This window comes from Mucilaginibacter sp. P4_E8 (genome assembly GCF_056401495.1).
The window spans coordinates 1-24,702 of sequence record NZ_JBFUJG010000067.1 but is presented as its reverse complement, the minus strand read 5'-3'; the positions used below and the strand labels follow the sequence as shown (position 1 = coordinate 24,702).

26 protein-coding genes are annotated in these 24,702 nt (G+C 40.7%); 15 read left to right on the top strand and 11 right to left on the bottom strand.

Going from position 1 to position 24,702, the window contains the following annotated elements; translation table 11 throughout:
* Positions 1-19: 19 nt before the first annotated feature.
* Positions 20-556, bottom strand: coding sequence for a YceI family protein (locus tag AC1DRQ_RS20245; RefSeq protein ID WP_477426568.1), 537 nt, complete (start codon positions 554-556; stop codon positions 20-22).
* A gap of 166 nt (positions 557-722) precedes the next feature.
* On the opposite strand from AC1DRQ_RS20245, the gene AC1DRQ_RS20240 reads away from it, so the two are divergent.
* On the top strand, positions 723-1,607 hold the full coding sequence (locus AC1DRQ_RS20240; protein WP_477426567.1) for a UbiA family prenyltransferase: 885 nt from the start codon (positions 723-725) through the stop codon (positions 1,605-1,607).
* 432 nt (positions 1,608-2,039) lie between these two features.
* Here AC1DRQ_RS20240 and tnpA read toward each other — a convergent pair whose 3' ends face one another.
* The 6 genes from tnpA to AC1DRQ_RS20210 all read right to left on the bottom strand — a co-directional run bounded on the left by tnpA (position 2,040) and on the right by AC1DRQ_RS20210 (position 7,066).
* A complete protein-coding gene (gene tnpA / locus AC1DRQ_RS20235; RefSeq protein ID WP_477426566.1) occupies positions 2,040-2,504 on the bottom strand; it encodes an IS200/IS605 family transposase in 465 nt (154 codons plus the stop codon).
* Positions 2,505-2,839: 335 nt separating this feature from the next.
* Positions 2,840-4,150, bottom strand: coding sequence for a carbohydrate porin (locus tag AC1DRQ_RS20230; RefSeq protein ID WP_477426565.1), 1,311 nt, complete (start codon positions 4,148-4,150; stop codon positions 2,840-2,842).
* 40 nt (positions 4,151-4,190) lie between these two features.
* A complete protein-coding gene (locus tag AC1DRQ_RS20225) occupies positions 4,191-4,838 on the bottom strand; it encodes an HD domain-containing protein (protein ID WP_477426564.1) in 648 nt (215 codons plus the stop codon).
* Positions 4,839-4,941: 103 nt separating this feature from the next.
* Positions 4,942-5,181, bottom strand: a complete 240-nt coding sequence (locus tag AC1DRQ_RS20220) for a helix-turn-helix domain-containing protein (RefSeq protein WP_477426563.1) — start codon at positions 5,179-5,181, stop codon at positions 4,942-4,944.
* Between the two features lie 214 nt (positions 5,182-5,395).
* On the bottom strand, positions 5,396-5,893 hold the full coding sequence (locus AC1DRQ_RS20215; RefSeq protein ID WP_477426562.1) for a hypothetical protein: 498 nt from the start codon (positions 5,891-5,893) through the stop codon (positions 5,396-5,398).
* Positions 5,894-7,066, bottom strand: a complete 1,173-nt coding sequence (locus AC1DRQ_RS20210; protein WP_429398775.1) for a THUMP domain-containing class I SAM-dependent RNA methyltransferase — start codon at positions 7,064-7,066, stop codon at positions 5,894-5,896.
* A gap of 89 nt (positions 7,067-7,155) precedes the next feature.
* On the opposite strand from AC1DRQ_RS20210, the gene AC1DRQ_RS20205 reads away from it, so the two are divergent.
* From AC1DRQ_RS20205 to AC1DRQ_RS20195, 3 genes are all read left to right on the top strand, one after another.
* Positions 7,156-7,524: a DUF3127 domain-containing protein gene (locus tag AC1DRQ_RS20205; RefSeq protein WP_429398774.1), complete on the top strand. Its 369-nt coding sequence runs from the start codon at positions 7,156-7,158 to the stop codon at positions 7,522-7,524.
* Positions 7,525-7,822: 298 nt separating this feature from the next.
* Positions 7,823-9,628, top strand: a complete 1,806-nt coding sequence (locus AC1DRQ_RS20200) for a sensor histidine kinase (RefSeq protein WP_477426561.1) — start codon at positions 7,823-7,825, stop codon at positions 9,626-9,628.
* A gap of 9 nt (positions 9,629-9,637) precedes the next feature.
* Positions 9,638-10,330: a response regulator transcription factor gene (locus AC1DRQ_RS20195; protein WP_429398770.1), complete on the top strand. Its 693-nt coding sequence runs from the start codon at positions 9,638-9,640 to the stop codon at positions 10,328-10,330.
* Here the strand turns inward: AC1DRQ_RS20195 and AC1DRQ_RS20190 are convergent.
* The gene (locus AC1DRQ_RS20190) at positions 10,327-10,680 is read right to left on the bottom strand and encodes a bleomycin resistance protein (protein ID WP_477426560.1); all 354 of its coding nucleotides are present in this window, start codon (positions 10,678-10,680) and stop codon (positions 10,327-10,329) included. The genes AC1DRQ_RS20195 and AC1DRQ_RS20190 overlap by 4 nt on opposite strands.
* A gap of 165 nt (positions 10,681-10,845) precedes the next feature.
* Between AC1DRQ_RS20190 and AC1DRQ_RS20185 the strand changes: the two genes are divergently transcribed.
* A complete protein-coding gene (locus AC1DRQ_RS20185; RefSeq protein ID WP_477426559.1) occupies positions 10,846-12,408 on the top strand; it encodes a M28 family metallopeptidase in 1,563 nt (520 codons plus the stop codon).
* 200 nt (positions 12,409-12,608) lie between these two features.
* Here the strand turns inward: AC1DRQ_RS20185 and AC1DRQ_RS20180 are convergent, their stop codons facing one another.
* A complete protein-coding gene (locus AC1DRQ_RS20180; protein ID WP_477426558.1) occupies positions 12,609-14,012 on the bottom strand; it encodes an MBL fold metallo-hydrolase RNA specificity domain-containing protein in 1,404 nt (467 codons plus the stop codon).
* Between the two features lie 164 nt (positions 14,013-14,176).
* Between AC1DRQ_RS20180 and AC1DRQ_RS20175 the strand changes: the two genes are divergently transcribed.
* Both AC1DRQ_RS20175 and AC1DRQ_RS20170 read left to right on the top strand, forming a co-directional pair.
* Positions 14,177-14,548, top strand: coding sequence for a BlaI/MecI/CopY family transcriptional regulator (locus AC1DRQ_RS20175; protein ID WP_477426557.1), 372 nt, complete (start codon positions 14,177-14,179; stop codon positions 14,546-14,548).
* Positions 14,549-14,550: 2 nt separating this feature from the next.
* Complete coding sequence (locus AC1DRQ_RS20170) at positions 14,551-16,590, top strand: TonB family protein (protein WP_477426556.1); 2,040 nt, start codon at positions 14,551-14,553, stop codon at positions 16,588-16,590.
* A gap of 71 nt (positions 16,591-16,661) precedes the next feature.
* On the opposite strand, the gene AC1DRQ_RS20165 is transcribed toward AC1DRQ_RS20170, so the two are convergent.
* Entirely contained in the window at positions 16,662-16,799 is a 138-nt protein-coding gene (locus AC1DRQ_RS20165; RefSeq protein ID WP_429398759.1) for a hypothetical protein, read from the bottom strand.
* A gap of 314 nt (positions 16,800-17,113) precedes the next feature.
* On the opposite strand from AC1DRQ_RS20165, the gene AC1DRQ_RS20160 reads away from it, so the two are divergent.
* Positions 17,114-17,545 (top strand): SPW repeat domain-containing protein, encoded by a 432-nt coding sequence (locus AC1DRQ_RS20160; RefSeq protein ID WP_429398757.1) that lies wholly within the window; start codon positions 17,114-17,116, stop codon positions 17,543-17,545.
* 72 nt (positions 17,546-17,617) lie between these two features.
* On the opposite strand, the gene AC1DRQ_RS20155 is transcribed toward AC1DRQ_RS20160, so the two are convergent.
* Positions 17,618-18,904 carry a BamA/TamA family outer membrane protein gene (locus AC1DRQ_RS20155; protein WP_477426555.1) on the bottom strand — a complete coding sequence of 429 codons (1,287 nt, stop codon included), beginning with the start codon at positions 18,902-18,904 and terminating at the stop codon, positions 17,618-17,620.
* Positions 18,905-19,194: 290 nt separating this feature from the next.
* Between AC1DRQ_RS20155 and AC1DRQ_RS20150 the strand changes: the two genes are divergently transcribed.
* From AC1DRQ_RS20150 to AC1DRQ_RS20120, 7 genes are all read left to right on the top strand, one after another.
* Positions 19,195-19,767 carry a hypothetical protein gene (locus tag AC1DRQ_RS20150; RefSeq protein ID WP_477426554.1) on the top strand — a complete coding sequence of 191 codons (573 nt, stop codon included), beginning with the start codon at positions 19,195-19,197 and terminating at the stop codon, positions 19,765-19,767.
* Between the two features lie 166 nt (positions 19,768-19,933).
* Positions 19,934-20,371, top strand: a complete 438-nt coding sequence (rplM, locus tag AC1DRQ_RS20145) for a 50S ribosomal protein L13 (protein ID WP_429398752.1) — start codon at positions 19,934-19,936, stop codon at positions 20,369-20,371.
* 25 nt (positions 20,372-20,396) lie between these two features.
* Entirely contained in the window at positions 20,397-20,783 is a 387-nt protein-coding gene (rpsI, locus tag AC1DRQ_RS20140) for a 30S ribosomal protein S9 (protein WP_429398750.1), read from the top strand.
* Between the two features lie 18 nt (positions 20,784-20,801).
* The gene (gene rpsB, locus AC1DRQ_RS20135; RefSeq protein WP_429398748.1) at positions 20,802-21,668 is read left to right on the top strand and encodes a 30S ribosomal protein S2; all 867 of its coding nucleotides are present in this window, start codon (positions 20,802-20,804) and stop codon (positions 21,666-21,668) included.
* A gap of 219 nt (positions 21,669-21,887) precedes the next feature.
* Positions 21,888-22,739 carry a translation elongation factor Ts gene (gene tsf, locus AC1DRQ_RS20130; RefSeq protein ID WP_429398746.1) on the top strand — a complete coding sequence of 284 codons (852 nt, stop codon included), beginning with the start codon at positions 21,888-21,890 and terminating at the stop codon, positions 22,737-22,739.
* 210 nt (positions 22,740-22,949) lie between these two features.
* A complete protein-coding gene (nagA, locus tag AC1DRQ_RS20125) occupies positions 22,950-24,071 on the top strand; it encodes an N-acetylglucosamine-6-phosphate deacetylase (RefSeq protein ID WP_477426553.1) in 1,122 nt (373 codons plus the stop codon).
* Positions 24,072-24,217: 146 nt separating this feature from the next.
* Positions 24,218-24,702: amino acid kinase family protein (locus AC1DRQ_RS20120; RefSeq protein WP_477426552.1), on the top strand; the 485-nt coding region annotated here is incomplete at its 3' end.

Below are 24,702 nucleotides of genomic sequence, written 5' to 3'. Positions count from 1 at the left end.
TTAAATTTTATAAACCCTGTTACTTACTGATCTCGGTATTCACTGTAATTGTGGCTTCGTCCGATAAGATCATGTTTTTGCCACCAATGCCAAAATCAGATCTGTTTACCTTAAAGCTACCATTAAATACAGCGGTATTGCCTGTTTCAGTATAAGTAAAAGGTACTTCAACCAACTTTGTTTTATCTTTTATAGTTACGTTAAAGTTGCCGGTATAGTTGCCTCCGTTTTTATGTTTAAATGATACCGATTTCAACTTGATTTTTGGGTAGGTGGCTACATCAAAGTAATCCGCACCTTTCAGGTGGCTATCGCGCATATCATTGTCGGTATTAATAGAGCCCGCATCAACCGATGCTTCAATAATACTGCCAGTCAGATCCTGGGGTTTAAATTGTATATCGGCCTGTAAACCGTTAAAGCTTCCGCTGGTATTAATACCCAGGTTTTTAATTTTAAACGAAATTGTTGATTGGGTAACCGTGGTTTTTACCTGTGCAAAGTTGCTGGTTACTAAAAGAATTAAAATTACGGTGATATAAATCTTTTTCATCATGAATACGAACGTCATTTCAAACATAACATTTTATACAATACAAATTTTTATATTAGACGAAGACGAAGCAACTATGTTTAATATTATCACGTTGTTATAACTACAAAAGGTTGCCCTTAAAAGTTTAATAATGTTTACTTCTTTTAAAAAAAACAAACTGCTTTGAATGAAATTTAAACAGCTAATACCCACCCCATCGGCATGGGCGCACCTGCGTTTTGTTTTTTCTGTTTTTTTGCTCCCGGTATATTTATTTGCCTTTAGTCAGGCCGATGTTGTTCACCCGGCTCAGGCTATACTGATATTTTTTATCTGGCATTTGCTGGCCTTCCCGGCAAGTAATGGCTATAACAGTTATTTTGACCGCGATGAAGAGAGCATTGCCCTTTTAGCTAAACCTCCCGAAGTGGATATCAGTCTTTATTATTTTTCGATACTGCTGGAAGCTGTAGCTTTTTTATTGGGATTCTTGATCAACTGGGAATTTGCATTCGCGGTATTATTGTATGGCATTATGTCCAAACTATATAGTCACCCGGCTACACGCCTAAAGAAGTATCCAATTATTAGTTTTTTAGTAGTTTTCTTTTTTCAGGGGGCATTCATTTATTATACAACCTATTCGGCCCTGGCCGGTTTAAGTTTGATAAGGCATTGGGATACGGGTTTTGTGGTAGCCGGAGCTATATGTTCCTGTTTAATAGGGGCATCGTACCCGCTTACCCAGGTTTATCAACATGCTGAGGATAGCCGCCGGGGCGATAGGACGCTGAGCCTGTTGCTGGGCTATAAAGGTTCTTTTATTTTTTCAGGGATCTTATTTGCCATGGGAATAGCCTTGTCCTGGTATTACTGGCATTTGGCGGGTACAATGCTGAATTTTTACTTTTTTCTGCTTTGCGCGCTGCCCATATTTTTGTTTTTTAACTACTGGTTTTACCAAGTGGGCAAATCAACCGAAAATGCTAACTATAAAAACGCCATGAGGATGAATTTCCTTAGCTCGGCATGCATGCTGATTTATTTTGGGGCGCTGGCGATATTTGGGTAGTGGAGAAGCATGATGACAGGGTAGCTCCTATGGAGCAAAAGAATCTTTGGTTGGTTTGTCTACAAATGGGTAGCCTCTACGAGGCATCGTGAAGGATAACAAGAATAGCTTTCTTTGTTCTATGCGAGATTTCTTTGCAAACGGGAACCACTTATGAGGATAGCCCTACTGAGCAAAAGAATCTTTGGTTGGTTTGTCTACAAATGGGTAGCCTCTATGAGGCAGTAATTCTGTTCTCTATGGATATGTAAATGATTTAAAGGCAGTTGAAACGTTATCTCAAGGCGGTAATTCTTCTGTGGGGATATATGGATGATTTAAAGACAGTTGAAATATTATACTGAGGATGATATGCCTCGTAGAGGCTACCCCTTTGTAGCAAATAATTCATTTTATTTTTGCTCCGTAGGAGCTACCCTTATACAAGAGTAATTAATCCATTAAATCCTGGAAAATATACTTTTCATCGTACTTGATTGAATAATCTTTTAATATATCAAGGTATTCTTCTTTAAAAGATTTTTTAAGGTGGTGCTGCTTCTGGTTATTAATATATTTAACAACAGCATCAATTTGCGAATTGCTGTTACTAAAAGCACCATACCCTTCCTGCCATTGAAATTTCCGTTTCGTATATCCTGCCTTGTTTATAAACTCAGAACTATCACCTTTTACAAGTCGCATCATTTCAGATATTGATTGTTGGGGATTAAGACCGATAAAAAGATGCAAATGATCTGTGGCTGAATTTATGGCCAATAATTTATGGCCGTTACGTTGCACAATGCCGGTAATATATCGATGTAGATGATCTTCCCATTCAGATTGAATAATCGCCATCCGGTATTTTACAGCGAAGACACAATGGATGTATAGTTGAGTATAGGTATTAGGCATAATCAAATTTAATGTTGTTGATGCCAGCTACCAAATGTTTTATAGGGTAGCCACCTACGGGGCAAAAAATAATGGATTTTTTTCGTCTACAAATGGGTAGCTCCTACGGAGCATATCAATTAGCTGATGACTCTTAATTAGCGAATACCTCCATGCCGTCGCTCGGCTCCAGCCGAGTGACTACTATTACCCGGCCTCTGGCCGCAATTGTAAATCAAGTGCGTCTGTAATCACAGGCCGGAGGCCTGTGAGATAATCTTCACTCGGCTGGAGCCGAGCGACTGCGGGGGAAGGAATCGCACGAATCCTTACTTTTTTTATTTTATACCATCCCATTAAAACTCCACATGCGCCCTTATCGAGAAAACATTTACCGGTCCGCGGTCTTTGTTGTAGGCGGGGTTTAGGATAAACTGGTAGCCGGGTGTAAGCCAGAATTTCTTTTGAAAAGCGTTTATTTTATAATCCAGTTCGGCAATCAGTTCGGGGGCGTAATTCAGTTTGCCATCGCCTATAATGAAGCCATAGCCACCGGCGGCAAGGTAATCTTTATGCGGATTGGACAGGCCATTTGCCACAAATGCAAGGCCCAGTTCGTCATCGGCTCGTTTCCATGAACTGCCTTTAAGTACGCCCCCAAAACTCAGCGAGCGGTCAATCTCGGTAAAGTACCAGGTTTCGGTATGCCCGTTATTATAGCTTAGTTTGGCAAATACACCAAAATCTTTGCTCAGATACTGATCTGCACTGATGCCGAATCCATATTTATGTTTGCCGTATACCAGATTGGTATCAACTACCGGGTTTACCGGACTTGCAGCCAATGCCTGGCGATAATCACCCATTTTACCATTGTTCCTGAATACTAAAACCCTTACTGTTCCTTTATTCCCGTTAAGGGTGTATCGCCTTTCGTACTCCAAGGTTTGGGTATTAGCCTTGCCTACTTTGGCATCCCATATAGCGCCATTGGCTGTAGTGGTAGACATGGTGAAGGCAAAACGCAGCGTCCAGTTAGGTTGTCCTAATTCGGTATGGACGCCCATTACATAGCCACGGGTATTGGCCGGGTAATCCCATGCGCCATTATCCATTAATGACCAGTTCATGAATTGTGTACGCGGATCGTGGCTAAACTCATTGCCATCATAAAAATCGGCCATGCCAAATTTACCCACGGTAACAGAGAAATAGCGTTTGCTTTTTAGTCCGCCCAGTTGATTGGCATCGTCCTGAATGGTGTCCTTTTCCTTACCCCATTCAAAATTCTGTGTAAAATATAGTCGTGCGATATAAATTTTAGGCTCAGCGCCACCAACGCGAAAGGTTTCTCCATTAGGAAAGCCGGCTGCACCAAGAGTTTTACTTAAGCCCGATCCGCCAGACAGCTCCGGATTAAAATAGGCTTCGGCCCCCTTCCATAACCTGGCCCCGCCAAAAAGTGTAGTAGTTATAGAACTTTGTGTTTCTGAACCTGTAAGCAAACTGTTTGCGCCGGTATAATCAGCACCAAAGGATGGTTTATATTGAGTAATAACGGTTTGTTGAAAATGAAAGTTAAAACGCTGTTGTTTCAAGGTATCCTGCGCCCGCACCATACCTGCAATATTCAGCAGGAGAGCAATAAGTAGTAAGGTTTTTTTCATAAGCCCAATTTTTGCGCAAAGAAAGCAAACTTTATTCAGTTTACAATCCGCATTCCGCATAAAACTGTCGTAAATAAGCTGTCATGAAATCATGCCGTTGTTGGGCCAGCTCTTTTCCCGTTTGGGTGTTCATTTTGTCTTTTAGTAGCAAAAGCTTTTCGTAAAAATGATTAATGGTGGGGGCCGATGTGTTTTTATATTCCTCCTTGCTCATATTCAGGTTGGGCTGAATTTCAGGATTGTATAACTCCCGACCTTTAAATCCCCCATAAGTGAATGCGCGGGCAATACCTATGGCGCCAATGGCATCCAGACGGTCGGCATCCTGTACTATGGCCAGTTCGGGGGAGTGAAACGCGGGTTTGTCAAAACTTGATTTGAACGACATGTGCCTTATAATTTGTTGCACATGCTCAACAATAGCGGCATCAACACTCATGCTGCGCAAATATTGACCGGCAGTAAAGGGGCCAATCTCTTCGTCGCCGTTATGAAATTTACTGTCAGCAATATCATGCAGTAAGGCTGCCAGTTCAACAGTAAGCAAGTGGGCTTGTTCGGTTTGGGCTATCAGTTTGGCATTGGTCCAAACCCGGTTAATGTGCCACCAGTCGTGCCCACCTTCGGCGTTTTTAAGTGTATCGCGTACAAATTGTACGGTTGCTTTAATAAGGTTATCATGTTCCATCTGCCGCAAATTTAAGCGAAATTGAGCGAAAAGCTTAAAGCAGAAAGCTCAAAGCGAAGGAAATGATCTTTCGTCGTATAACGCATTAAAAGCTTTGAGCTAATTAAGCGGCTGCTACTCTTTCCGTATCAATCAGCTCGTGAACATCTGCCTCTAATATGGCAGCTATTTGAAAAAGCCTTTCAACGGTTATTTTAGTATAGCCCAGTTCAATTTTGCTATAAGCATTTTGTGATATACTCAATTTTGCAGCAAGGTATTCCTGGGTATAATTCAGGCGCTCCCTTGTGTTTCTGATGTTAGCTGCAATTGCTTTTATTTTATAATTCAGCTTCTCGTTCATGCATTTAGTGTATTGATAATGTATTATTAACGAGATTAACCACTAAAAGGATTGCTGATTTTTAGTTTAAATTAAAATATTTTTTTATTTGGGGAATAATTTGGGGAATAAGTGGCACCAGGGAACGAAGAATCTATTCGTTAATATGCATATCGATCAACGGATTCTTCACCCCTTTCAGGACAACAAAATAATAAGAAAATAAGGTACAACCTTACTCCGGCACATCATAGCTTACCACAATCGTTGGCAATAAAGTAGCATACTCTAAGGGCACCTGGTTGTAGGATATAATGGGTTTACGCTGACTGTAAAATTTATAAGCGTCTTTAATAGTAGCGTTACTTGCCATAGCCGGCGGATTAAAATTGATGGAAAAGGGGATAATAAAATCATGGAATTTTTCATGATCAGGAATAACCCATTTATGATTTGATTTTTTAAGCGCTTCAATAATTGGTAAGGTTAAAAGATAATCATCGGCATAGTAAACGATTATTTTTTTAATAGTTCCCTTTTCATCAGCAGTAAACTTAAATACCGCGGTGCCGGTAGCTTTCTTTTTAATGATCTCGGGCGAAACCTTTAGGCTATCCCTAAAAAAACGTGTCATTACCGTACCGCCGCCCTGAAAGGGGAAAGCCAGTTCGGTTTGTGCGCTACAGTAAACAGATGATAAAACAGCTATAGTAAATAATACGATCTTCTTCATTTATACTTCTTTTGGTTCTCTTTTGCTGCCTTCGTACAGCTCATATTCCAATAAACGGCAATCCAGCTTGCCATTGTAAAATTCAATTTTCCGAGCCGGACGCAGGCCTATTTTTTTGGCCAGGTCGGGGTTGCCGGTAAAAATATAGCCACGGTATCCCAGGCATTTCTTTTTCATGAAATCGCCCATGCGTTTGTAGGTAGCTTCCAGTTTGGAGTGTACGCCTAATCGTTCGCCATACTCGGGGTTAAACATTACCACGCCTGCATCCTCGGGCACTTCGGTATCTTCAAAATCACAAACGCTAAAGTCGATCAAATGTTCTACCCCAGCGGTTTTTGCATTTTTTTGAGCAATGTCAACCGCGTCTTCAGATATATCGGTAGCTATAATTTTAAAGCCTGTTTCTTTTTTTGCTTTGTCCTTTAACTTACGGCGTTCGGCAAAAAATACGGTTTCATCATAGCCTAAAATATGCATAAAGCCATAATTCATTCTGAATAAACCAGGGCATTTATCAGTTGCCAGCAGGGCTGCCTCAATAGCCAGCGTACCTGAACCGCACATGGGGTTAATAAAAGTGCTTTGCCTGTCCCAATGGGTTGCCATGATGGTTGATGTGGCCAACGCCTCCAGCATAGGAGCTTTGCCTGGTATTTTGCGGTAGCTGTGTTTGGCCAGTGTTTCGCCCGATGTATCAATAAAAATATCGGCCTCATTATCCTGCCAGTATAGGTGTATCAGTGTTTTATTGGCTTCGGCGCCTGAGTTTGGTCTGATGCCTTTTACTGATTTTATCCTGTCGGCAATGGCATCCTTTACCTTTACGTTGGCAAACAAAGGCGTAAGGATATGTTCATTATTAACATTTGACGATACGGAAAAATACCCCGAGAAGTCGATCAGTTTTTCCCATTCAATGGTAACAAGTTCATCATAAAGCTGATTGGGATCATCGGCATTAAAACTTTTTATTAAATAAAGCACCTGGCTTGCACAGCGCAGGTTAAGGTTAAGTGCAATAGTATCGGTAACGGTACCTTTAAGCTCAACCCCGGTTTGAAAAACACGGACTGGCGTAAAGCCTAATGCTTCTACTTCCTGTTGCAGGTATGATGACAGCCTTTTATTACAGGTAATGATGATTTTACTCTCGGTGTGGAAAACTTGCATGATATTTTGCGAATTTATGAATTAAAAACACCCTATTTTAATTTCTTATCTATTAACTTTACATTTTAAATTTTTTTGAGAAGATTATTATGGAAGTTAAAGGTAAAGTATATGAAGTGTCGCCAACAGTGCAGGTAACTGAGTCACTTAAAAAACGCGAATTAATACTTGAATATATTGAGAATCCTCAATATCCTGAATATTTGAAATTTGAAGCTATACAGGATCGCTGCAGCTTATTGGATAATGTTAAGGTAGGTGATGATGTTGAAGTTTTCTTTAATCTGAAAGGCCGTCCATGGACCGATAAAGCGGGCAAAAAAAGTTATTTTAACTCGTTACAGTTATGGAGAGTAAATGCATTGGCAGCCGGTGCCGGTAGCGCTACTACGCCAGAATATGCAGCACCGGCATCAGATATCAGCTCATCAAGCGATGATGATGATCTGCCGTTTTAATTAGTGCCTAAATAATAAGGTAATTATGTAAATAAAAAGATCCCTTTTTTTTAAACTAAAAAGGGATCTTTTTGGCTATAGTTGTTTTGTGTAGCTATAGCACACATCATCTCTCCCAGCGGCGTTTAATTTCCGCCTTTCCCTCCCATTTTGTATATTGTGTAATTACGGCCTGGATATTGGTCGGTTAAAACAGCAACGAGTTATATTTCAAACGGTTATTACAGCTTATCAATTGTTAAATTTTGTTAAAAGCAGTTATTGTCCGGTTATTTAAAATAATTTTGTTTGTTAACAAATGAAGAAAAGAAGTATCGGTTTAATTATTGGGTTAATGGGTTTTGCACTTTTGGGTGTAATGGCCATGCAATTGTACTTTTTAAGGCAATCGTACCAGATGCAATCCGAATTGTTTGACCGATCTGTTAGCGAGGCACTTAACAACGTGGTGTCAAAAGTTAGCAAGCAGGATGCTGTTAACTTTTTAAGTAACAAAGCACAAAGGAATGTTGCAGCAGGAAGTGATAGTGATGCAGGCTTAAGGATAGTAAAAAGCAAGGATAACAGGCAGTATGCATCCAAAACAAGAAAAAAGCAAACCTTACGCGAAAAAAAAATAGCCCTTTTACGCGATAGTTTGGAGCGGATGATCATGCATAAAAAGATGGATGATGAACTGGCCAATCTGCTGCAACAGGAAGGTACTGTTGAGTTTCAGGTAAGGGTAGAGGAATATACAGATGACCTTGGCGTTGTACATGGTCGTTTTACACCGCAAATAGTACGAACCCGTACCATAAACCGGCCTAAAAAACTGCACAAGTATGATACTTTACGATATGTTTATATTGATCCACAATTTGGTAAACAATTAATTTCTCAACCACGCATCAACCCATTGTGGCAGCAGGAACAATTACGTAAGCAAAAGGAACGGCAGGTTGTACAGATAAAGAAAATGCTGGAGACAGATTCGCTGCAAAATTTAAACAGTGGTAAAACAACCGTGATCGAAAACCTGGCCGAGGAATACCGTAAAACCGGCGAACCTTTAAACAAGCGCGTAAACCCTTTCTGGATAGATTCCTTGTTAAGGTTCGAGCTGCATAACAAAGGGATCTATCTGCCATTTAGCTACGAGGTAACAACCGCCAACAGCGATTCGCTTATATTTTCGAGCGCATATGACAATGATGGTAATAAACCTATATTCATTGCAGCCAATACTTATCAAACCCCCATATTCAGTAAGGATGTGATCAATGATCCGGGTAAGATCAAGCTGGCCTTCCCTCAAAAAAACTCATTGATATTAAGAAACATGACCGCCACTATGGGTACCACCGGCGGTTTACTGGCAGTATTGATATTTTGCTTCAGCTACACTATTTTCTCCATCCTTAAGCAAAAAAAGGTATCCGAAATGAAGATCGATTTCATTAATAATATGACCCACGAGTTTAAAACCCCGGTATCAACCATCATGATAGCCAGTGAGGCTTTAAAGGATAAGGAAATTGCCGAGGATAAAAGCCGTGTATCACGTCTGGCTAATATTATTTTTGAAGAGAACGAGCGTTTGGGCAGCCATATTGAACGTGTGCTGAACATTGCCCGTATTGAAAAGAACGATTTTAAGCTGGATAAAAAACCGCTGGATGTGAATGATATGGTGGCTGTTGTGCTGGATAGTATGGCCCTTAAACTGCACAAGTGCAATGCCAAAACTACCCTGAACGTTGCCGAAGAAAACACAGTGATCATAGCTGATGAACTGCATTTTTCGAACGTGTTGTATAACCTGGTAGATAATGCCATAAAATACAGTATAACTGCACCTGATATAACCATAACCACGCTGGTTAAAGGCGGACAGGTGCTTATCAGGGTGGCCGATAAGGGCATAGGCATGAGCAGGGATCAGCAAACAAAAATATTTGAACAATTTTACCGTATCCCTACCGGGAACCTTCATGATGTTAAAGGATTTGGATTAGGATTGAGCTATGTAAATACCATAGTGAAAAGGCTTAACGGTACAATAAGTGTAAGATCTGAAAAAGAAAAAGGCTCGGAATTTGAACTGAAATTTCCGCTGGCCTAACTATACAATATGAAGAAAATACTACTGGTTGAGGATGACGCCAATTTGGGTTTACTGTTGCAGGATTACCTGCAGTTGAAGGGTAAATTTGATGTTGTTTTGTGTAAAGACGGCGAAGAGGGTTTGCGCGCTTTTACCAAACAGATATATGATCTGTTAATATTGGATGTAATGATGCCCAAAAAGGATGGCTTTACCCTGGGTAAGGATATCAGGAAAATTAATCCGCATGTACCTATTATTTTCGCCACTGCCAAAGGTATGATAGAAGATAAAATGCAGGCCTTTAACCTGGGAGGCGACGATTATATCACCAAACCTTTTCGTATTGAGGAGTTGCTGCTGCGTATAAATGCTTTGCTTAAAAGAACCGAGAATACCGATAAACGGGAAGAGGAAAAGCAAACTACGTTTAAAATAGGAAACTATACTTTTGATTATACCACACAGATCATCATCATAGGTGATGCGCAGCAAAAGCTATCGACCAAAGAGGCCGAACTGCTCCGTTTATTGTGTATGCGAAAAAACGAGGTGCTTACCCGTGAGGAAGCATTGCTTAACATTTGGCATGATGATAATTACTTTAACGGCCGCAGCATGGACGTGTTTTTAAGCAAGATACGCAAGTATTTGAAAGACGATCCCAATGTGGAGATCATTAACGTGCACGGCAGGGGCTATAAATTACTGATCAATTAATTGCCCGAAATATCCTGGCCAAAATGGATGAGGTTGCCGTTATTGTCCAGGATACTGAACTCCTTCATTTTCCAGGGCCTGTTCTGCAGCTCACCATTTGGATGAATAACGCCTGCAGATTTGTATTCGGCATATAGCTTTTCTACTTCGGTTACATTCATATAGCAGCTGGTACTTTTCGCAATAGCAGGATCAGCACAGGGCCACAGATGAATAAAAACCCCATCGCGGCTCATGATCAGGTAGCCATCCCAACTGGCATGAAAAGTAAATCCCAGCTTTTCGGTGTAAAATTTAACGGTTTCTTCTTCGTTAAGCGAAGCTAAAACAGGTATGGCGGTTTGGAGCATGGTAACAGCGTTAGGTTTCCCAAATAGTTTCTCTAATATACCAAATACTACTCACGTTAATTCGATGTAACACTTACGTGTAACAACTTTGTTAACACCCGATGGTGGTTTTTATGATGATTAATAAATAGGTTTGTTGCTAACTGATCACATTAATTTATTGTTATGAAATTAAAATTACTTTTTTCATGTCTCATTTCGGCGGGTATAAGCTTACCCGTATTTGCACAGGAAACCGTTGACCCGGCAATTGTTCAAAAGATCCGGGAAGAAGGTTTAAACCATTCAAAAGTAATGGAAACCGCTTTTTATTTAACCGATGTTTCGGGACCGCGCCTCTCGGGTTCACCCGGATTAAAACGCGCTCAAAACTGGGCGGTTAGCCAATTGAAAACCTGGGGAATGGCCAACGCAAAACTGGAGCCCTGGGGTAAGTTTGGCAAGGGTTGGGAAGTTCAAAAAAACTATGCCGCCATTACCGTTCCCTACTACCATGCTATTATAGCTATCCCTAAAGCCTGGACACCCGGCACCGGCGGATTGATCAAAGGCAATGTAGTAATAGTAAAGGCCGATTCAGCTATCGACCTGGATAAATATAAAGGGAAACTACAAGGCAAGATCGTGATATTTGATGTAAAGCCATTGGTTGAACGCAGCTTTAAATCAGATGCGGCCCGGTATACTGATGAGGAACTTGCCGAAATGGCTAACGCCACTATGCAGCCATCTGAAGGGCGCAGGGCACCCGATATGAACTCGCCGCAGTTTGCTGCCATGCGTAAGTTACGTGCTTTTCAAACTACCTTACGTGCTTTTATATATGACGAAAAAGCGGCGCTGATATTAAGCCAGGCCCGCGGAACTGATGGTACCGTATTTACCACCAACGGCGCATCATACGCCGATACCGCTAAAGCTGTAGCGCCAGAACTGGAAACCAGCAGCGAGGATTACCAGCGCATTTTGCGCCTGGCAAAGGCCGGACAAAAAGTAGAACTGGAAGCTGATATTAAAACCCAGTTTTTAACCGACGATATGCAAGGCTATGATGTAGTGGCCGAAATACCGGGTACCGATAAAAAATTAAAAGAACAGGTGATCATGATAGGCGGCCATCTTGACTCCTGGCACGCGGCCACAGGCGCTACAGATAATGCCGCAGGCAGCGCGGTAATGATGGAGGCCATGCGTATTTTAAAAGCCATCAACTTTAAACCTAAACGTACCATACGTATAGCGTTATGGAGCTCAGAAGAGCAGGGCTTGTTTGGTTCGCGCGGGTATGTGTTAAACCATTTTGGCGATCCTAGAACCATGCAGTTAAAGCCAGAACAGGCCAAATTATCGGCCTATTATAACCTGGATAATGGTACGGGTAAAATACGCGGTATTTATTTACAGGGCGATTCGGCAGCCGGACCGATATTTAAATCGTGGCTGGAACCGTTTAAAGACCTGGGCGCTACTACCGTAACCATCAGGAATACCGGTGGAACTGATCACCAATCGTTTGATGCGGTGGGCATACCGGGTTTCCAGTTTATACAGGATGCCATTGATTATGGCTCACGTACCCATCACAGTAACCAGGATACTTATGACCGCCTGATTGAGGATGACCTGAAGCAGGCTGCAACCATCATAGCATCCTTTGTTTACAATACTTCGGAACGTACAGAAATGATACCCCGCAAAGAGTTGCCAAAAGTGCAGCCTGCCAGGTAAAAAAAGAAAAGCGATGGGTTTAGTTGTCCATCGCTTTTCTTTTTTTATAAGCCGCCTCATTGAGGAACGAAACAAATAACAAACTTGTCATTCTGAGCATAGCGAAGAATCTATCGCCGAATAGATCCTTCGTTCCTCAGGATGACAAAGTTGTGAACGTGATTGCTTTGTGCCAACGACGTATTGTAGATTAAGACATTCTACTCCAACTCTATCTTTTGATGCTGATATGGTATCTCGATATGCCTAAACCCTTTCTCCTTCAGTTTGCCACTAAAGTGCTGTTGTACTTCGTACTCGCCATGAACAAGAAATATTTTTTTAACCTTTTCGGGGTCCTGGGCAGCCAGAAAATGCAGCAGGTCCTCATAATCACCATGGGCGCTCATTGATTTGATCGACCGTACTTCGGCCTTAACCTCATACATCTCGCCATAAATATGTACTTCGTGATCGCCATTTAGTAAGTGACCGCCCAATGAGTTGGGTTCGCAATATCCTACCATTAAAATGGTGTTCTTATTGCTGTTGATATTGTTTTTAATGTGATGTTTTACACGCCCGGCCTCGGCCATGCCCGATGAAGAAATGATAACACAAGGCCGCGGGTCATTATTTAACGCTTTTGATTCTTCTGTTGATTGTATGAACCGCAGGCCCTTAAACCCAAACGGATTAGCATCGGTTTTTAAAACTTCTTTAACGCCTTTATTATATACTTCGGGATGATTCATGAGCACCTCGGTAGCCTTTTGCGACAACGGACTATCAACATAATAAGGTACATCGGGCAATATGCCCCTTTGCTCCAGTGCATTTAAAGCATACAGTAGTTCCTGCGTACGGCCAACGCTAAACGCGGGGATAATTACCTTGCCCTTTTTTATCTCGCAGGTTTGTTTGATGATATCAAGCAATGCATCCTCAATAGGGCCAAGGTCTTTATGCAGCGAATCGCCATAGGTTGATTCCAGCAGAATATAATCGGCCTGCTCAAATGTTTCGGGGTCATTTAGGAGCATATCATCATAACGGCCAACATCGCCACTAAAGGTAATATGAGTAAGCTTTCCATCTTCCAGTATGGATAAATGTACGGCGGCACTGCCCAAAATATGCCCGGCATCGGTAAAGGTGAGTTTTACGCGGGGTGTTATTTCGTACTCCTCGTGATATTCCACAATTTTAAAAAGCCTAAGCGCATCCATCGCCTGTTCATCGGTATACAGCGGGGTTAATAGCGGCAAACCTTTGCGGGCACGGTGCTTGTTGCTGTAGGCAGCATCCTGCATTTGTATATGTGCCGAGTCCATCAGGAGGATGCGGGTAAGGTCCATTGTGGCCGATGTGCAAAATATGGGGCCATCAAACCCTTCGGCCACCAGGCGGGGTATTAAGCCGCAATGGTCAATATGCGCGTGCGATAGTATCAGGTAATCAACCTTTTTAGGGTTAAAGCCAAAATGCTCATTCATGTCTTCAGAATGTTCGCCCATGCCCTGAAACATGCCGCAATCCAATAAAATAGAGGTATCGTCTTTAAGTCTGATCAGGTGTTTGCTGCCTGTAACATTACGGGCGGCGCCATGAAAGGTTATATTCATTTATAAGTGGTGTAAAAATGCTCATGCAAGATGATAATAAAAGCCTAAAAAATAAAAACTAAAGTTTTAGTTGTTGTTTTCATTTATAGTATTTACCTTCGAATTAACCAATTGGATATTTGATGCAGTGTTGGTTAATGCATCAAAATTTTATACTAAGTACTATGGAAATTAAAGAGCTAACGCGCGCCGAAGAACAAATTATGCAAGTATTATGGCAACTTGAAAAAGGGTATGTAAAAGATGTGATCGATCTGTTACCCGAACCCAAGCCTGCTTATAATACGGTATCAACCATTATCAGGATATTGGAAACAAAAGGTTTTGTGGGACATACAGCATTTGGTAAAAGTCACCAGTACCATCCGGTGGTAAGTAAAGATCAATACCAAAACTTTGCTGCTGATAAGTTATTGAGCGGATATTTTGATAATTCGGTAAACCGCATGTTGTCCTTTTTTGTGAAAAAAGAAAAGATTGATCTGAAAGAGGCTGATGCCATAATGAAACTGATAGAGAAATTTAAAGACAAATAATCATGAACTGGTGGCAATACTTATTACTGGTAAATATTTACCTGGTACTGTTCTATGCGTTTTATGTTTTACTGCTACGGAAAGAAACTTTCTTTCAACTTAACCGGGTTTACCTGGTAACGGCTGCGTTACTATCGTTCTTTATACCACTTATACAGGTAGATTGGGTTAGGAATTTGTTTATTACGCAGCAAGTAAAATATACTATTTATAGCAGCCCGGTAATGGTTTATGGTTTTAAGCCGATGGAAGCCACCCACATTAGCATAGGTCAGATACTTGCCGTTTTATATGGCGCGGGCATATTGTTTTTATCGTTAAGGCTCATTTGGCAGCTTATTAAATTAAAAAGAGTGATCAACCAACCGCAGGCAACTGCCGCTTACTCCTTTTTTAAAAAGGTTAAACTAAACGAAGAAAATGCCGATAATCTGATCATAGAGGCACATGAGCAGGTGCATGCACAGCAGTGGCACTCTGCAGATGTACTGCTTATTGAGCTCATCATGATCATTAACTGGTTTAACCCGGTGGTATATATGTACCGTTTTGCTATTAAACACATTCATGAATACATTGCCGACAGGCAAGCCGTACAAGCAGGCACCAACAAAGCCGAATACGCCTTATTACTGCTGAGTCAAACATTTAACACGCCGGCACATCAGCTGGTAAATCCATTTTTTAATCACAGTTTATTAAAACAGCGTATTATCATGTTGCAAAAAAATAAATCACAGCGAATATCGCTTATCAAATATGGCCTTTCGGCCCCTTTATTTATCCTGATGCTTATTTTATCATCAGCAACAATAAATAACAGTAAAACGGTTACGGTTATTAATAACAAGGCGCACCAAATATTTTTAACACCTGCCACTCCGGTGATTTTAGGGGATGCACTTGCTGGTGATAAACCAACTGTAGCTGAAAAAGGAACTTCCGGAACTAATGAAACCACTGTTGTTGACACCACAAAGAAAAGTGGGCAAATATTTACTGAGGTTGAACAGGTTCCTGAATTTCCGGGTGGGCTTGATGCCTTCGGTCGTTTTTTAGGTACAAACGTCAGATACCCTAAAGCCGACCGGGAAAAAGGCATACAAGGCAGGGTTATTGCAACCTTTGTTGTTGAAACAGATGGTTCTTTATCAGGTTTAAAAATTGCAAGGGGTATCAGTAAGGGTTTGGATGAGGAATCATTAAGGGTGCTCAGACAGTCACCAAACTGGAAACCGGGCATACAGAATGGCAAAAAAGTAAGGGTTCAATATTCTGTTCCTATAAGTTTTACATTAGCTAATGACAAATCGGGTAAGCCTGTTTCAGATAAAACAAAGGAAATAGCTACTGCTGATGAAAATGCATCGCAGGGAACGGGAGTTATTTACACATCGGTTGAGCAAGTGCCTGAGTTTCCGGGAGGCCTCAATGCTTTAGGCCGTTTTTTAGGAACAAACATCAGGTATCCCAGTGCAGCACGTGAAAAACATATACAGGGAAGGGTCATTTTGACCTTTGTTGTAGAGGCAGATGGTTCTTTATCAAGCTTTAAAATTTTAAGGGGGGTTAGCCCAGATATTGATGCAGAAGCATTAAGGGTAATGGCGATATCTCCAAAATGGGAGCCCGGCATAGAGAACAGTAAAAAAGTAAGGGTACAATATTCTATTCCTATCAGTTTTACTTTAGCTGATGATAAACCAGGTAAACCAGCATCCAATAAAACCGGAGCTATTAAAAGCGATAACAATGCGAATACTTATGCAAATGTAAAACGCTCGAAAGATGAAAATGATTCTGTTTTGATTCGCAGGTCTTTAACTGGCTTGAAATTGTCTAATGAGCCATTGTATGTATTGGATGGTAAAGAAATAACAGCAGGGGATATGAAAATGATTAACCCGAACACTATTCAAAGCATAAATGTGTTAAAAGATAAATCAGCTGCTGCAATTTATGGCGATAAGGGAGCTAACGGCGTTATCGTGATCACCTCTAAAAGCAAAAAGAAAGCAGTTGAACCTACTAAGGACAATTAATTGACTAATAATCTTAAACGATAAAAGCCCTTTCATAGCAAGAGTGAAGGGGCTTTTATTGTTATTCTGAATTACTTTTTCTTTTTGGCTGGATCGCCAATTGGCTTTACGGAATCCTTTTTACCCGATTGATAATCAGAAGGAGCTTTTTTACTGCCTTCTGCAGCGGGTTTCTTTTTCTCTTTTACGGCTTGTCTGTCCTTGCTCATAGTTTTATAGTTTTTTAATGATAAATTATAACAGGATGCTGATATTTGCATCCGTTAGTGTGTATTATTGCAGTAATTTGCGGGCTTATGGTAGTTAATGCCCGACTTACAGGAAGAAAAAGAATTGCTTTAATTTTTGAAACGTATATCTTTAGCTCAATATTGCAGCAATTAATTAAAGGTAGTTTTTTTAATTAATAATAAGCATGGTGTAGGGTAATTATATTTGCCAACTGCCCGCATAAATGCTAACTTTGACACAATTTTTGATACACATATATTTATATAGATAAATTACAACAATTCGCTAAAAAATGAAAAGTTTTATTCCAACAACATTTTATGCAGGTTTAAACTATGTAGTTGCTATTGTACTGATCGCATCTCCATGGTTATTTGGTTTTGAAGGTCATAAAATAGGCGCCGCTTTACTGCTACCCATGATCATAGGATGGTTCCAGCTTATTATGGCTATTTTCAGTAATAATAAACTGGGTTTTATTAAGCAGTTCCCTATGCAAATGCATAACTTTTTGGATGTACTTTCTGGTTCATTCCTGTTATGCTCACCATGGATATATGATTATGCTTCAGTAACGTTTTGGCCACAAGTAATTTTAGGTGGTTTAATTTTAGTGATGGGTATTTTTGTTCAGGGTTCGCCATTTACAGATGGGCCGCATGAGCCGCTTCGTGAAGGTTCGCTCATGTCAACAGATGCACATGAAGGCAGATTATCTGTTTAATCAAGACATATTTAAATTTTAATATAGAACAAAAGGGGCGCAAAATGCACCCCTTTTGTTTTGATATGCGTTTTAAAACACTTCATTAAGCCCTAAGAAAAAGCCGCTGGAGCCATAGCTGCCCCGGCCATAATCGATACACAGGTTTGAGCGGGTATATTTATTAAACAGCAACCTTAGCCCTACCCCCGCCCCCGGTTCCCAATACCTGAATAGTTTGATGTCGCGCTGGTTATTAGCCGATTCCACATTTACAAAGGTTACACCGCTCAGCAGTTTGTTGGCAGTAAGCGGGAAACGATATTCGGCTTCATTATATACAAATGATAACCCCTTAAAACGGCCAATAATAAATGCCCTGCCTATACGGCCATAAGCATCGCTGCCTGTACCCGGCAAGTCAAGGTAAGGTACCGAACCATTGATCAGGTAGCTTGCCCAGTGCCAAAAGGCCAATACGTTTTCGGGCTGGGTGTCTGACAGGCTCCAGTATTTCCTGAATTCTACTTTTAACTGCATGGCTTTGCGGTTACTCCCGAGCCAGATTTCATTTTCCTTTAAAATAACATCCGCATAAATCCCTCTGAAAGGGCGGTTGGGCTGATCGCGGTTGTTGAACTGGAAATTTACCAATATACCATTGGCCTGATAAGCATTAACGGGATAGCCATTTTTAATACTATACCTGAAATTGTGTGTTTCAGTTATCGGGATGTTTTTGCGATCGTCATCAATATGGCTATAGAAATTGAAACTGAGCCCAGCGCCTACGTAGAAATGTTGAGCAACTTTTCTGTAAATACGCTCATTCATTTTTATATATACATACCTCACCGGGAACTCATTGGGGTTGTTTGGAAAATGCTGGTCATTCATGTGGAGCTCTCCATCGCCAAAGCTTTTGCGCCCGGTGCCCAGGCCGTTATCTTTAGCTATTGTTTTACCAATTTGCATGGTACCCTGCAGGTTCCATTGATTTTGGGAAGAAAAAGCATTGTGCTTAAACTCAAATGTAGAAAGCTTGTTGGTTGAAATATATGCCCCGGCATTAATTACGGATAGCGTAGTATTGACCGGATCGCCAAAGTATTTACCACCTGACGAAATTGCCCCGATAGCGAAACCAACGCTGGGGTTATAAGCAGCAGATGGCAGAACAGACCAACTACCTACCTTGCTCATATTAACAGGGTTGATTGGCTTGCTATTGCCGCTGAAAAAAGAACTTAAAATGCCATTGGCATCCCGTTGCGACTCTAAGGAATCTGTAGTGTTTACCTCTGTTTGGGCAAACAGCGTACAGACGCTTAAAATCACAAAGCATACTATAAGCGCATACCTGCAAATGAATAGTATCAATTAGGGTTGATTTATTAGAGTTCCCCGCTAATATAAAATTATATAGGGAGGATTAAAATAGCCGGCCATTAATTGATCGTTATATTTTACTGATTTTTTTTAGATAAAACGCCACCCGCGTTAGGGATAGGAGCGGATACCGGCTTGTGGTTAAGGCCGGTGCAGTATGAGCGGATAGCCCGGCCGCAGGCAACGCCCTAAAATGATCAAAAAACAGAAGTAATTGTACCTCATATTTTAAATAACTATGTTTAATAAAGTTATAAAATACAGTAAGTTTCTAACCGATTATGCGTATTATATTCTTAATAATTAGCTTGTTACTTTTTGGTAATTATCAAACGGGTGGGTTTGATTTAAAAGCTGATATAAAAAAGGATAGCAAAATACTGAATGAACGACATGGCCGACATGTGGATAGATCCAAATTAGGTGAATTTGCGGTATACGCTAACTTAAATTTATCAGAATTTAAATTCGACAAGCTAATATCAGGCAAACACAGCATTTTAAAATGGACAAGTACTTCGGGCGCTAAACTCACCATTTATGAGGTAAAGTCAACCATTCCCTCTGATACTGTTTACCAGGCCACAATAATTCTGTGGGATTCTGTTGCTAAAAAAACTATAACCAGACCCGGGGAAAAGATCAAGCTCAAGCCAGCTAACCGAACATTTCATACCTTCATCATTCAACCAACCGGCAAAAAACAACTAATTTACATGACTGAACAGCATGAGGGCTTAATGGAATTTCAAATTGGTGATAAAATATTTTATCCGATTTATGAAGATATAGCATTAGGCCTGAAAAAGCCGGATATAAAAGAAATACTAAAAATGGTAGCCACTGTAAAATGACATATTTATTCATCATTTCCTTAGTTGCTAATGTATATGCCACGTACCGTCTTCATTCCTCCAATAAAATCCTCAAAACTATTTGCTTATAAAACAAATAAGCGTATCTTTGCAGTCCCGAAAATGCGGGGTATAATAAACGTTTAAACAATTTAATTTAAAGCAAGTGAATACGTTAAGTTACAAAACTGTCTCAGCCAACAAAAAAACCGTTAACAAACAATGGGTTGTTGTTGACGCACAAGGCGAGATTTTGGGGCGCTTGTCCACTAAGATCGCAATGATCATCAGGGGGAAAACCAAGCCAGATTTCACCCCGAACGTAGACTGCGGTGATAATGTAATAGTTATCAATGCAGACAAGGTAAAGTTGACCGGAAACAAATTCAGCGAAAAGCAATATGTTTCTTACACTGGTTATCCAGGTGGTCAGCGTTTCATTTCTCCTAAGGAGTTAATGGCAAAACATCCTGAGCGCGTAATTGAAAAAGCCGTTCGTGGTATGTTACCTAAAAGTCGTTTGGGTAAAGCATTATTTGGTAATCTGTATGTATATGCAGGTTCTGAGCATCCTCATGCAGCACAAAACCCAACAACCATTTAACTTTTAATTTTAAAGGAGAAAAGAAATGCCAACAACTAACACTTCAGGCAGAAGAAAAACAGCCGTTGCACGCATCTATCTTACCGAGGGTAATGGTGCGATCATCGTAAACGGTAAAGATTACAAAGAGTACTTCCCAACATTGCCATTACAATACATCGTTACTCAGAGCACTGAGGTTTCTGGTTCAACCGGAAAATTTGATGTTAAAGTAAATGTTGCAGGTGGTGGTGTAAAAGGACAGGCAGAAGCCGTTCGTTTAGCTATTGCGAAAGCCATTGTTGAACTTGATCCTGAAAAGAAACCTTCACTACGCGCTAAAGGTATAATGACACGTGATGACCGTATGGTTGAGCGTAAAAAACCAGGACGCAAGAAAGCACGTAAGAGATTCCAATTCAGTAAACGTTAATCAAAGGAGGACAACAAAATGGCAAGAACAACATATCAGGATTTACTTGATGCAGGTGTACACTTTGGTCACCTTACCCGCAAATGGGATCCGAAAATGTCACAGTACATTTTCATGGAGCGTAACGGTATCCACATTATTGATTTAAATAAAACCTTAACCAAGGTTGAAGAAGCTGCTGCAGCTATCAAACAAATTGTAAAATCAGGCCGTAAGGTATTATTCGTAGCTACAAAGAAACAAGCGAAAGATATTGTTGCTGATTACGCAAAAACAGTAAACATGCCATACATCACCGAGCGTTGGTTAGGTGGTATGTTAACTAACTTTGCAACTGTTCGTAAGTCGATCAAAAAGATGTCAAACATCGATAAATTGACTAAAGACGGTACTTACAGCAACCTTTCTAAAAAAGAAAGACTGATGATACAACGTGAGCGTATCAAATTAGAAACACTGTTAGGTGGTATCTCTGACTTGAACCGTTTACCTGCAGCATTATTCCTGATCGACGTTAAGAAAGAACATATCGCGGTTTCAGAAGCGTTAAAGTTGAACATCCCTACATTTGCTATGGTTGATACCAACTCTGATCCTTCAAACATCGATTTCCCGATTCCGGCAAATGACGATGCTACCAAATCAATTTCATTGATCACCAGCATTATCATCAAAGCCATTGAAGAAGGTTTGGATGAGCGCAAACGCGAAAAAGAAGACGAAGCAGAAAAAGAAGCAGCTGTAGCGAAAGCTAAAGCAGATGCTCCTGAAGTGGCAGACAGAACCCCTAACGAAGGTGGTAAAAGAACCCGCAAAACTGCCGAAGTAGCAGATGTTGCAGCCGACACTGATGCTGAAACTCCTGCTGCCGAAACAGAAGAGTAATTTTTTAGTCGTAAGTGCTAAGTTATAAGTCTTAAGTTATTTAGACTTCAGGCTTAGCACTTACGACTTTTAATTTTGTAAGTTGCGAGTTATAAGGTTTCTTGTAATAGCAGTTTACAGCTCATAGTTTTAATATTAAAAATAGTTTTAAGTTATAACAGCACATTAATTTTACTCAAAACTTAAAACTCACAACACAAAACTTAAAATTCAAAAAACATGTCTACAGTACAAATATCTGCAGCCGACGTAAACAAACTGCGCCAGCAAACTGGTGCCGGTATGATGGATTGCAAAAAAGCTTTGACCGAAACTAACGGTGATTTTGAAGCAGCTATCGATTTTTTAAGAAAAAAAGGTGCTAAAGTTGCGGCAAGCCGTCAGGACAGAGAGTCAAACGAAGGTGTTGTTATTTCACGCACTTCACAAGACGGAAAGATTGGTGTAGTTATCGAGTTAAACTGCGAAACTGACTTTGTTGCCAAAAATGCTGAGTTTATTGCTTTTGCTAACGCTATTGCAAACGAAGCTGTTGAAAACAAACCTGCTACTATTGAAGAGCTTTACGCCCTTTCAATTGACATTGATACCACCCGTACTACTATTGGTGATGCTATCATTGACAAAACAGGTAAGATCGGCGAAAAAATTGGTGTATCTAAATATGAAGTTGTTGAAGGCGAAAAAGTTATCGCTTATGTACATGGTAACTTCCGTTTAGGTGTATTAGTTGCTTTAAGCGCTAATGCAGCCGGTGCTGATGAAGCAGGTAAAGACGTAGCCATGCAAATTGCTGCCATGAACCCTGTTGCTATTGATAAAGACGGTGTTGATGCCACTACAATTGAGCGTGAGCTTGAAATTGCAAAAGAGCAGATCCGTGCCGAAGGCAAACCAGAAGAAATGGTTGAAAAGATCTCTTTAGGTAAGCTGAACAAATTCTACAAGGACTCAACCCTGTTAAATCAGGAGTTTGTAAAAGATCCTTCAAAAAGCGTTGCTCAGTTTTTGAGCACTGTTGAAAAAGGTTTAACAGTAACCGCCTTTAAGCGAGTAGCTTTAGGAGCTTAAATATATTATCCCCCTCGTTTTAAAACGAGGGGGATTTTTTTTGCGGTATTATTACTGAACATTTAATAATAAGCATTAAAAATGGCCTGTCATCCTGAGCTTGTCGAAGGATCGCGCGTAAAGGCCTGCCCACCATGCTTCGACAAGCTCAGCATGACAACCGCCCTTTAATCGGGTCTTTTAAGAACGACGTTACAAAGAATTATTACTATGATAACAGCGCTTCACAATCTCAAACTTATTTCAGGTGGCCAGATCACCGATGGTAAAGCCGTTTTAATATCCGGTAGCCAAATCATTGATGTAATTGCAGACAATGCCATTCCTCAGGATGCCAAAAAGATAAGCCTGGAGGGTGCATATCTTGCCCCTGGACTTATCGATCTGCAAATTTATGGCAGCGGTGGCCAGCTGTTTGCCGGTATCCCTACCGTTGAAGCCCTTGAACAATTGGAGAACGACCTGTTAAGCCAGGGAACCACCGGTGTGTTTGCCACTTTAGGTACCAACACCAATGATATTGTTGAAAAAGGTATCGAAGCAGCAAAAATATACCGTACAAAAAGTAAAGGCGCCTTTTGGGGCCTGCACCTGGAAGGGCCATATTTAAACCCGGCAAAACGTGGGGCACATCCAGAAAAATTTATAAAGAAAGCCACCCTTGCCGAAGTTAAGAGCTGGGTTGAGCGTGCTGATGGTGTTATTAAAATGATCACCATAGCACCCGAGCTGCAGGATCAGGAAGTAATAGATTATCTGTACAGCCAGGGTATCATCATATCATCGGGCCATAGCAACGCTACTTATGCCCAGGGAAAAGCATTTTTAAATAAACCGGTGCAGGCCGTAACGCATTTATTTAATGCCATGCCGCAAATGCACCACCGCGAACCGGGCTACATACCTGCAATTTTTGAGGAAAGGCCATATACCAGTATTGTTGCCGATGGCATTCATGTTGATTTTGCCATGGTACGCCTTGCCAAACGCGAACTGGGCAATAAGCTTTTTTTAATTACCGATGCTGTTACTTCGGCAACCGAAGGTGCGTATCAGCATGAGTTAAGGGGCGACAGGTATACCATGCCTGATGGTACCTTATCCGGCTCCTGCTTAACCATGCTTAAGGCCGTTGAAAATTGTGTAAAACTGGTGGGTATTGACTTAGCCGAAGCGGTGAACATGGCTTCATTATATCCTGCGCAGCTGGCAAAACAAACAAACAAGGGCAAAATTGAAAAAGGATTTGATGCCGACCTCATTATTTTTGATGCTGAGTTTGAGGTTAAAAGCACTATTTTAAATGGTGATTTTTTAACAAAGACAACATAAAATTTTAACACTGGGTTTTATTCTTTATTTTTGGCGAACTACTCCCATATGAACAGAGCGTTATCAATTCATGATATACACAAAAGCAAGCTCCTTCTATTTTTATTCAAATTCCATCTATTTCTATTATTAACAAATCACACCAAATGAAGTACAAAAGAATCTTACTAAAACTTTCGGGCGAATCGCTGATGGGCACCAGGCAATACGGTATTGATAATAATCAGGTTTTGCAATATGCCCATGATATTAAAAACGTATATGATGCGGGTATTGAAATTGCGGTTGTTGTAGGTGGCGGTAATATTTTCAGGGGACTAAGTGCCGAGAAATCAGGTATGGAACGTGCTCAGGCCGATTACATGGGAATGCTGGCTACCGTAATTAACTGTATGGCCCTGCAAAACGCGCTTGAGAGCATTGGTGTTGAAACACGTCTGCAATCGGCTATAAAAATGGAGCAGATCTGCGAACCTTATATTCGCCGCCGTGCTATGCACCACYTTGAAGTTGGCAAAATTGTGATCTTTGGAGCCGGTACCGGTAATCCATATTTCACAACCGATACTGCTGCATCACTGCGTGCTATTGAAATTAAGGCCGATGTTGTATTAAATGGTACACGTGTTGA

Coding starts and splice junctions, on each gene's coding strand:
- AC1DRQ_RS20245 (WP_477426568.1), bottom strand. CDS start 556: ATGATGAAAAAGATTTATATCACCGTAATTTTAATTCTTTTAGTAACC.
- AC1DRQ_RS20240 (WP_477426567.1), top strand. CDS start 723: ATGAAATTTAAACAGCTAATACCCACCCCATCGGCATGGGCGCACCTG.
- tnpA (WP_477426566.1), bottom strand. CDS start 2,504: ATGCCTAATACCTATACTCAACTATACATCCATTGTGTCTTCGCTGTA.
- AC1DRQ_RS20230 (WP_477426565.1), bottom strand. CDS start 4,150: ATGAAAAAAACCTTACTACTTATTGCTCTCCTGCTGAATATTGCAGGT.
- AC1DRQ_RS20225 (WP_477426564.1), bottom strand. CDS start 4,838: ATGGAACATGATAACCTTATTAAAGCAACCGTACAATTTGTACGCGAT.
- AC1DRQ_RS20220 (WP_477426563.1), bottom strand. CDS start 5,181: ATGAACGAGAAGCTGAATTATAAAATAAAAGCAATTGCAGCTAACATC.
- AC1DRQ_RS20215 (WP_477426562.1), bottom strand. CDS start 5,893: ATGAAGAAGATCGTATTATTTACTATAGCTGTTTTATCATCTGTTTAC.
- AC1DRQ_RS20210 (WP_429398775.1), bottom strand. CDS start 7,066: ATGCAAGTTTTCCACACCGAGAGTAAAATCATCATTACCTGTAATAAA.
- AC1DRQ_RS20205 (WP_429398774.1), top strand. CDS start 7,156: ATGGAAGTTAAAGGTAAAGTATATGAAGTGTCGCCAACAGTGCAGGTA.
- AC1DRQ_RS20200 (WP_477426561.1), top strand. CDS start 7,823: ATGAAGAAAAGAAGTATCGGTTTAATTATTGGGTTAATGGGTTTTGCA.
- AC1DRQ_RS20195 (WP_429398770.1), top strand. CDS start 9,638: ATGAAGAAAATACTACTGGTTGAGGATGACGCCAATTTGGGTTTACTG.
- AC1DRQ_RS20190 (WP_477426560.1), bottom strand. CDS start 10,680: ATGCTCCAAACCGCCATACCTGTTTTAGCTTCGCTTAACGAAGAAGAA.
- AC1DRQ_RS20185 (WP_477426559.1), top strand. CDS start 10,846: ATGAAATTAAAATTACTTTTTTCATGTCTCATTTCGGCGGGTATAAGC.
- AC1DRQ_RS20180 (WP_477426558.1), bottom strand. CDS start 14,012: ATGAATATAACCTTTCATGGCGCCGCCCGTAATGTTACAGGCAGCAAA.
- AC1DRQ_RS20175 (WP_477426557.1), top strand. CDS start 14,177: ATGGAAATTAAAGAGCTAACGCGCGCCGAAGAACAAATTATGCAAGTA.
- AC1DRQ_RS20170 (WP_477426556.1), top strand. CDS start 14,551: ATGAACTGGTGGCAATACTTATTACTGGTAAATATTTACCTGGTACTG.
- AC1DRQ_RS20165 (WP_429398759.1), bottom strand. CDS start 16,799: ATGAGCAAGGACAGACAAGCCGTAAAAGAGAAAAAGAAACCCGCTGCA.
- AC1DRQ_RS20160 (WP_429398757.1), top strand. CDS start 17,114: ATGAAAAGTTTTATTCCAACAACATTTTATGCAGGTTTAAACTATGTA.
- AC1DRQ_RS20150 (WP_477426554.1), top strand. CDS start 19,195: ATGCGTATTATATTCTTAATAATTAGCTTGTTACTTTTTGGTAATTAT.
- rpsI (WP_429398750.1), top strand. CDS start 20,397: ATGCCAACAACTAACACTTCAGGCAGAAGAAAAACAGCCGTTGCACGC.
- rpsB (WP_429398748.1), top strand. CDS start 20,802: ATGGCAAGAACAACATATCAGGATTTACTTGATGCAGGTGTACACTTT.
- tsf (WP_429398746.1), top strand. CDS start 21,888: ATGTCTACAGTACAAATATCTGCAGCCGACGTAAACAAACTGCGCCAG.
- nagA (WP_477426553.1), top strand. CDS start 22,950: ATGATAACAGCGCTTCACAATCTCAAACTTATTTCAGGTGGCCAGATC.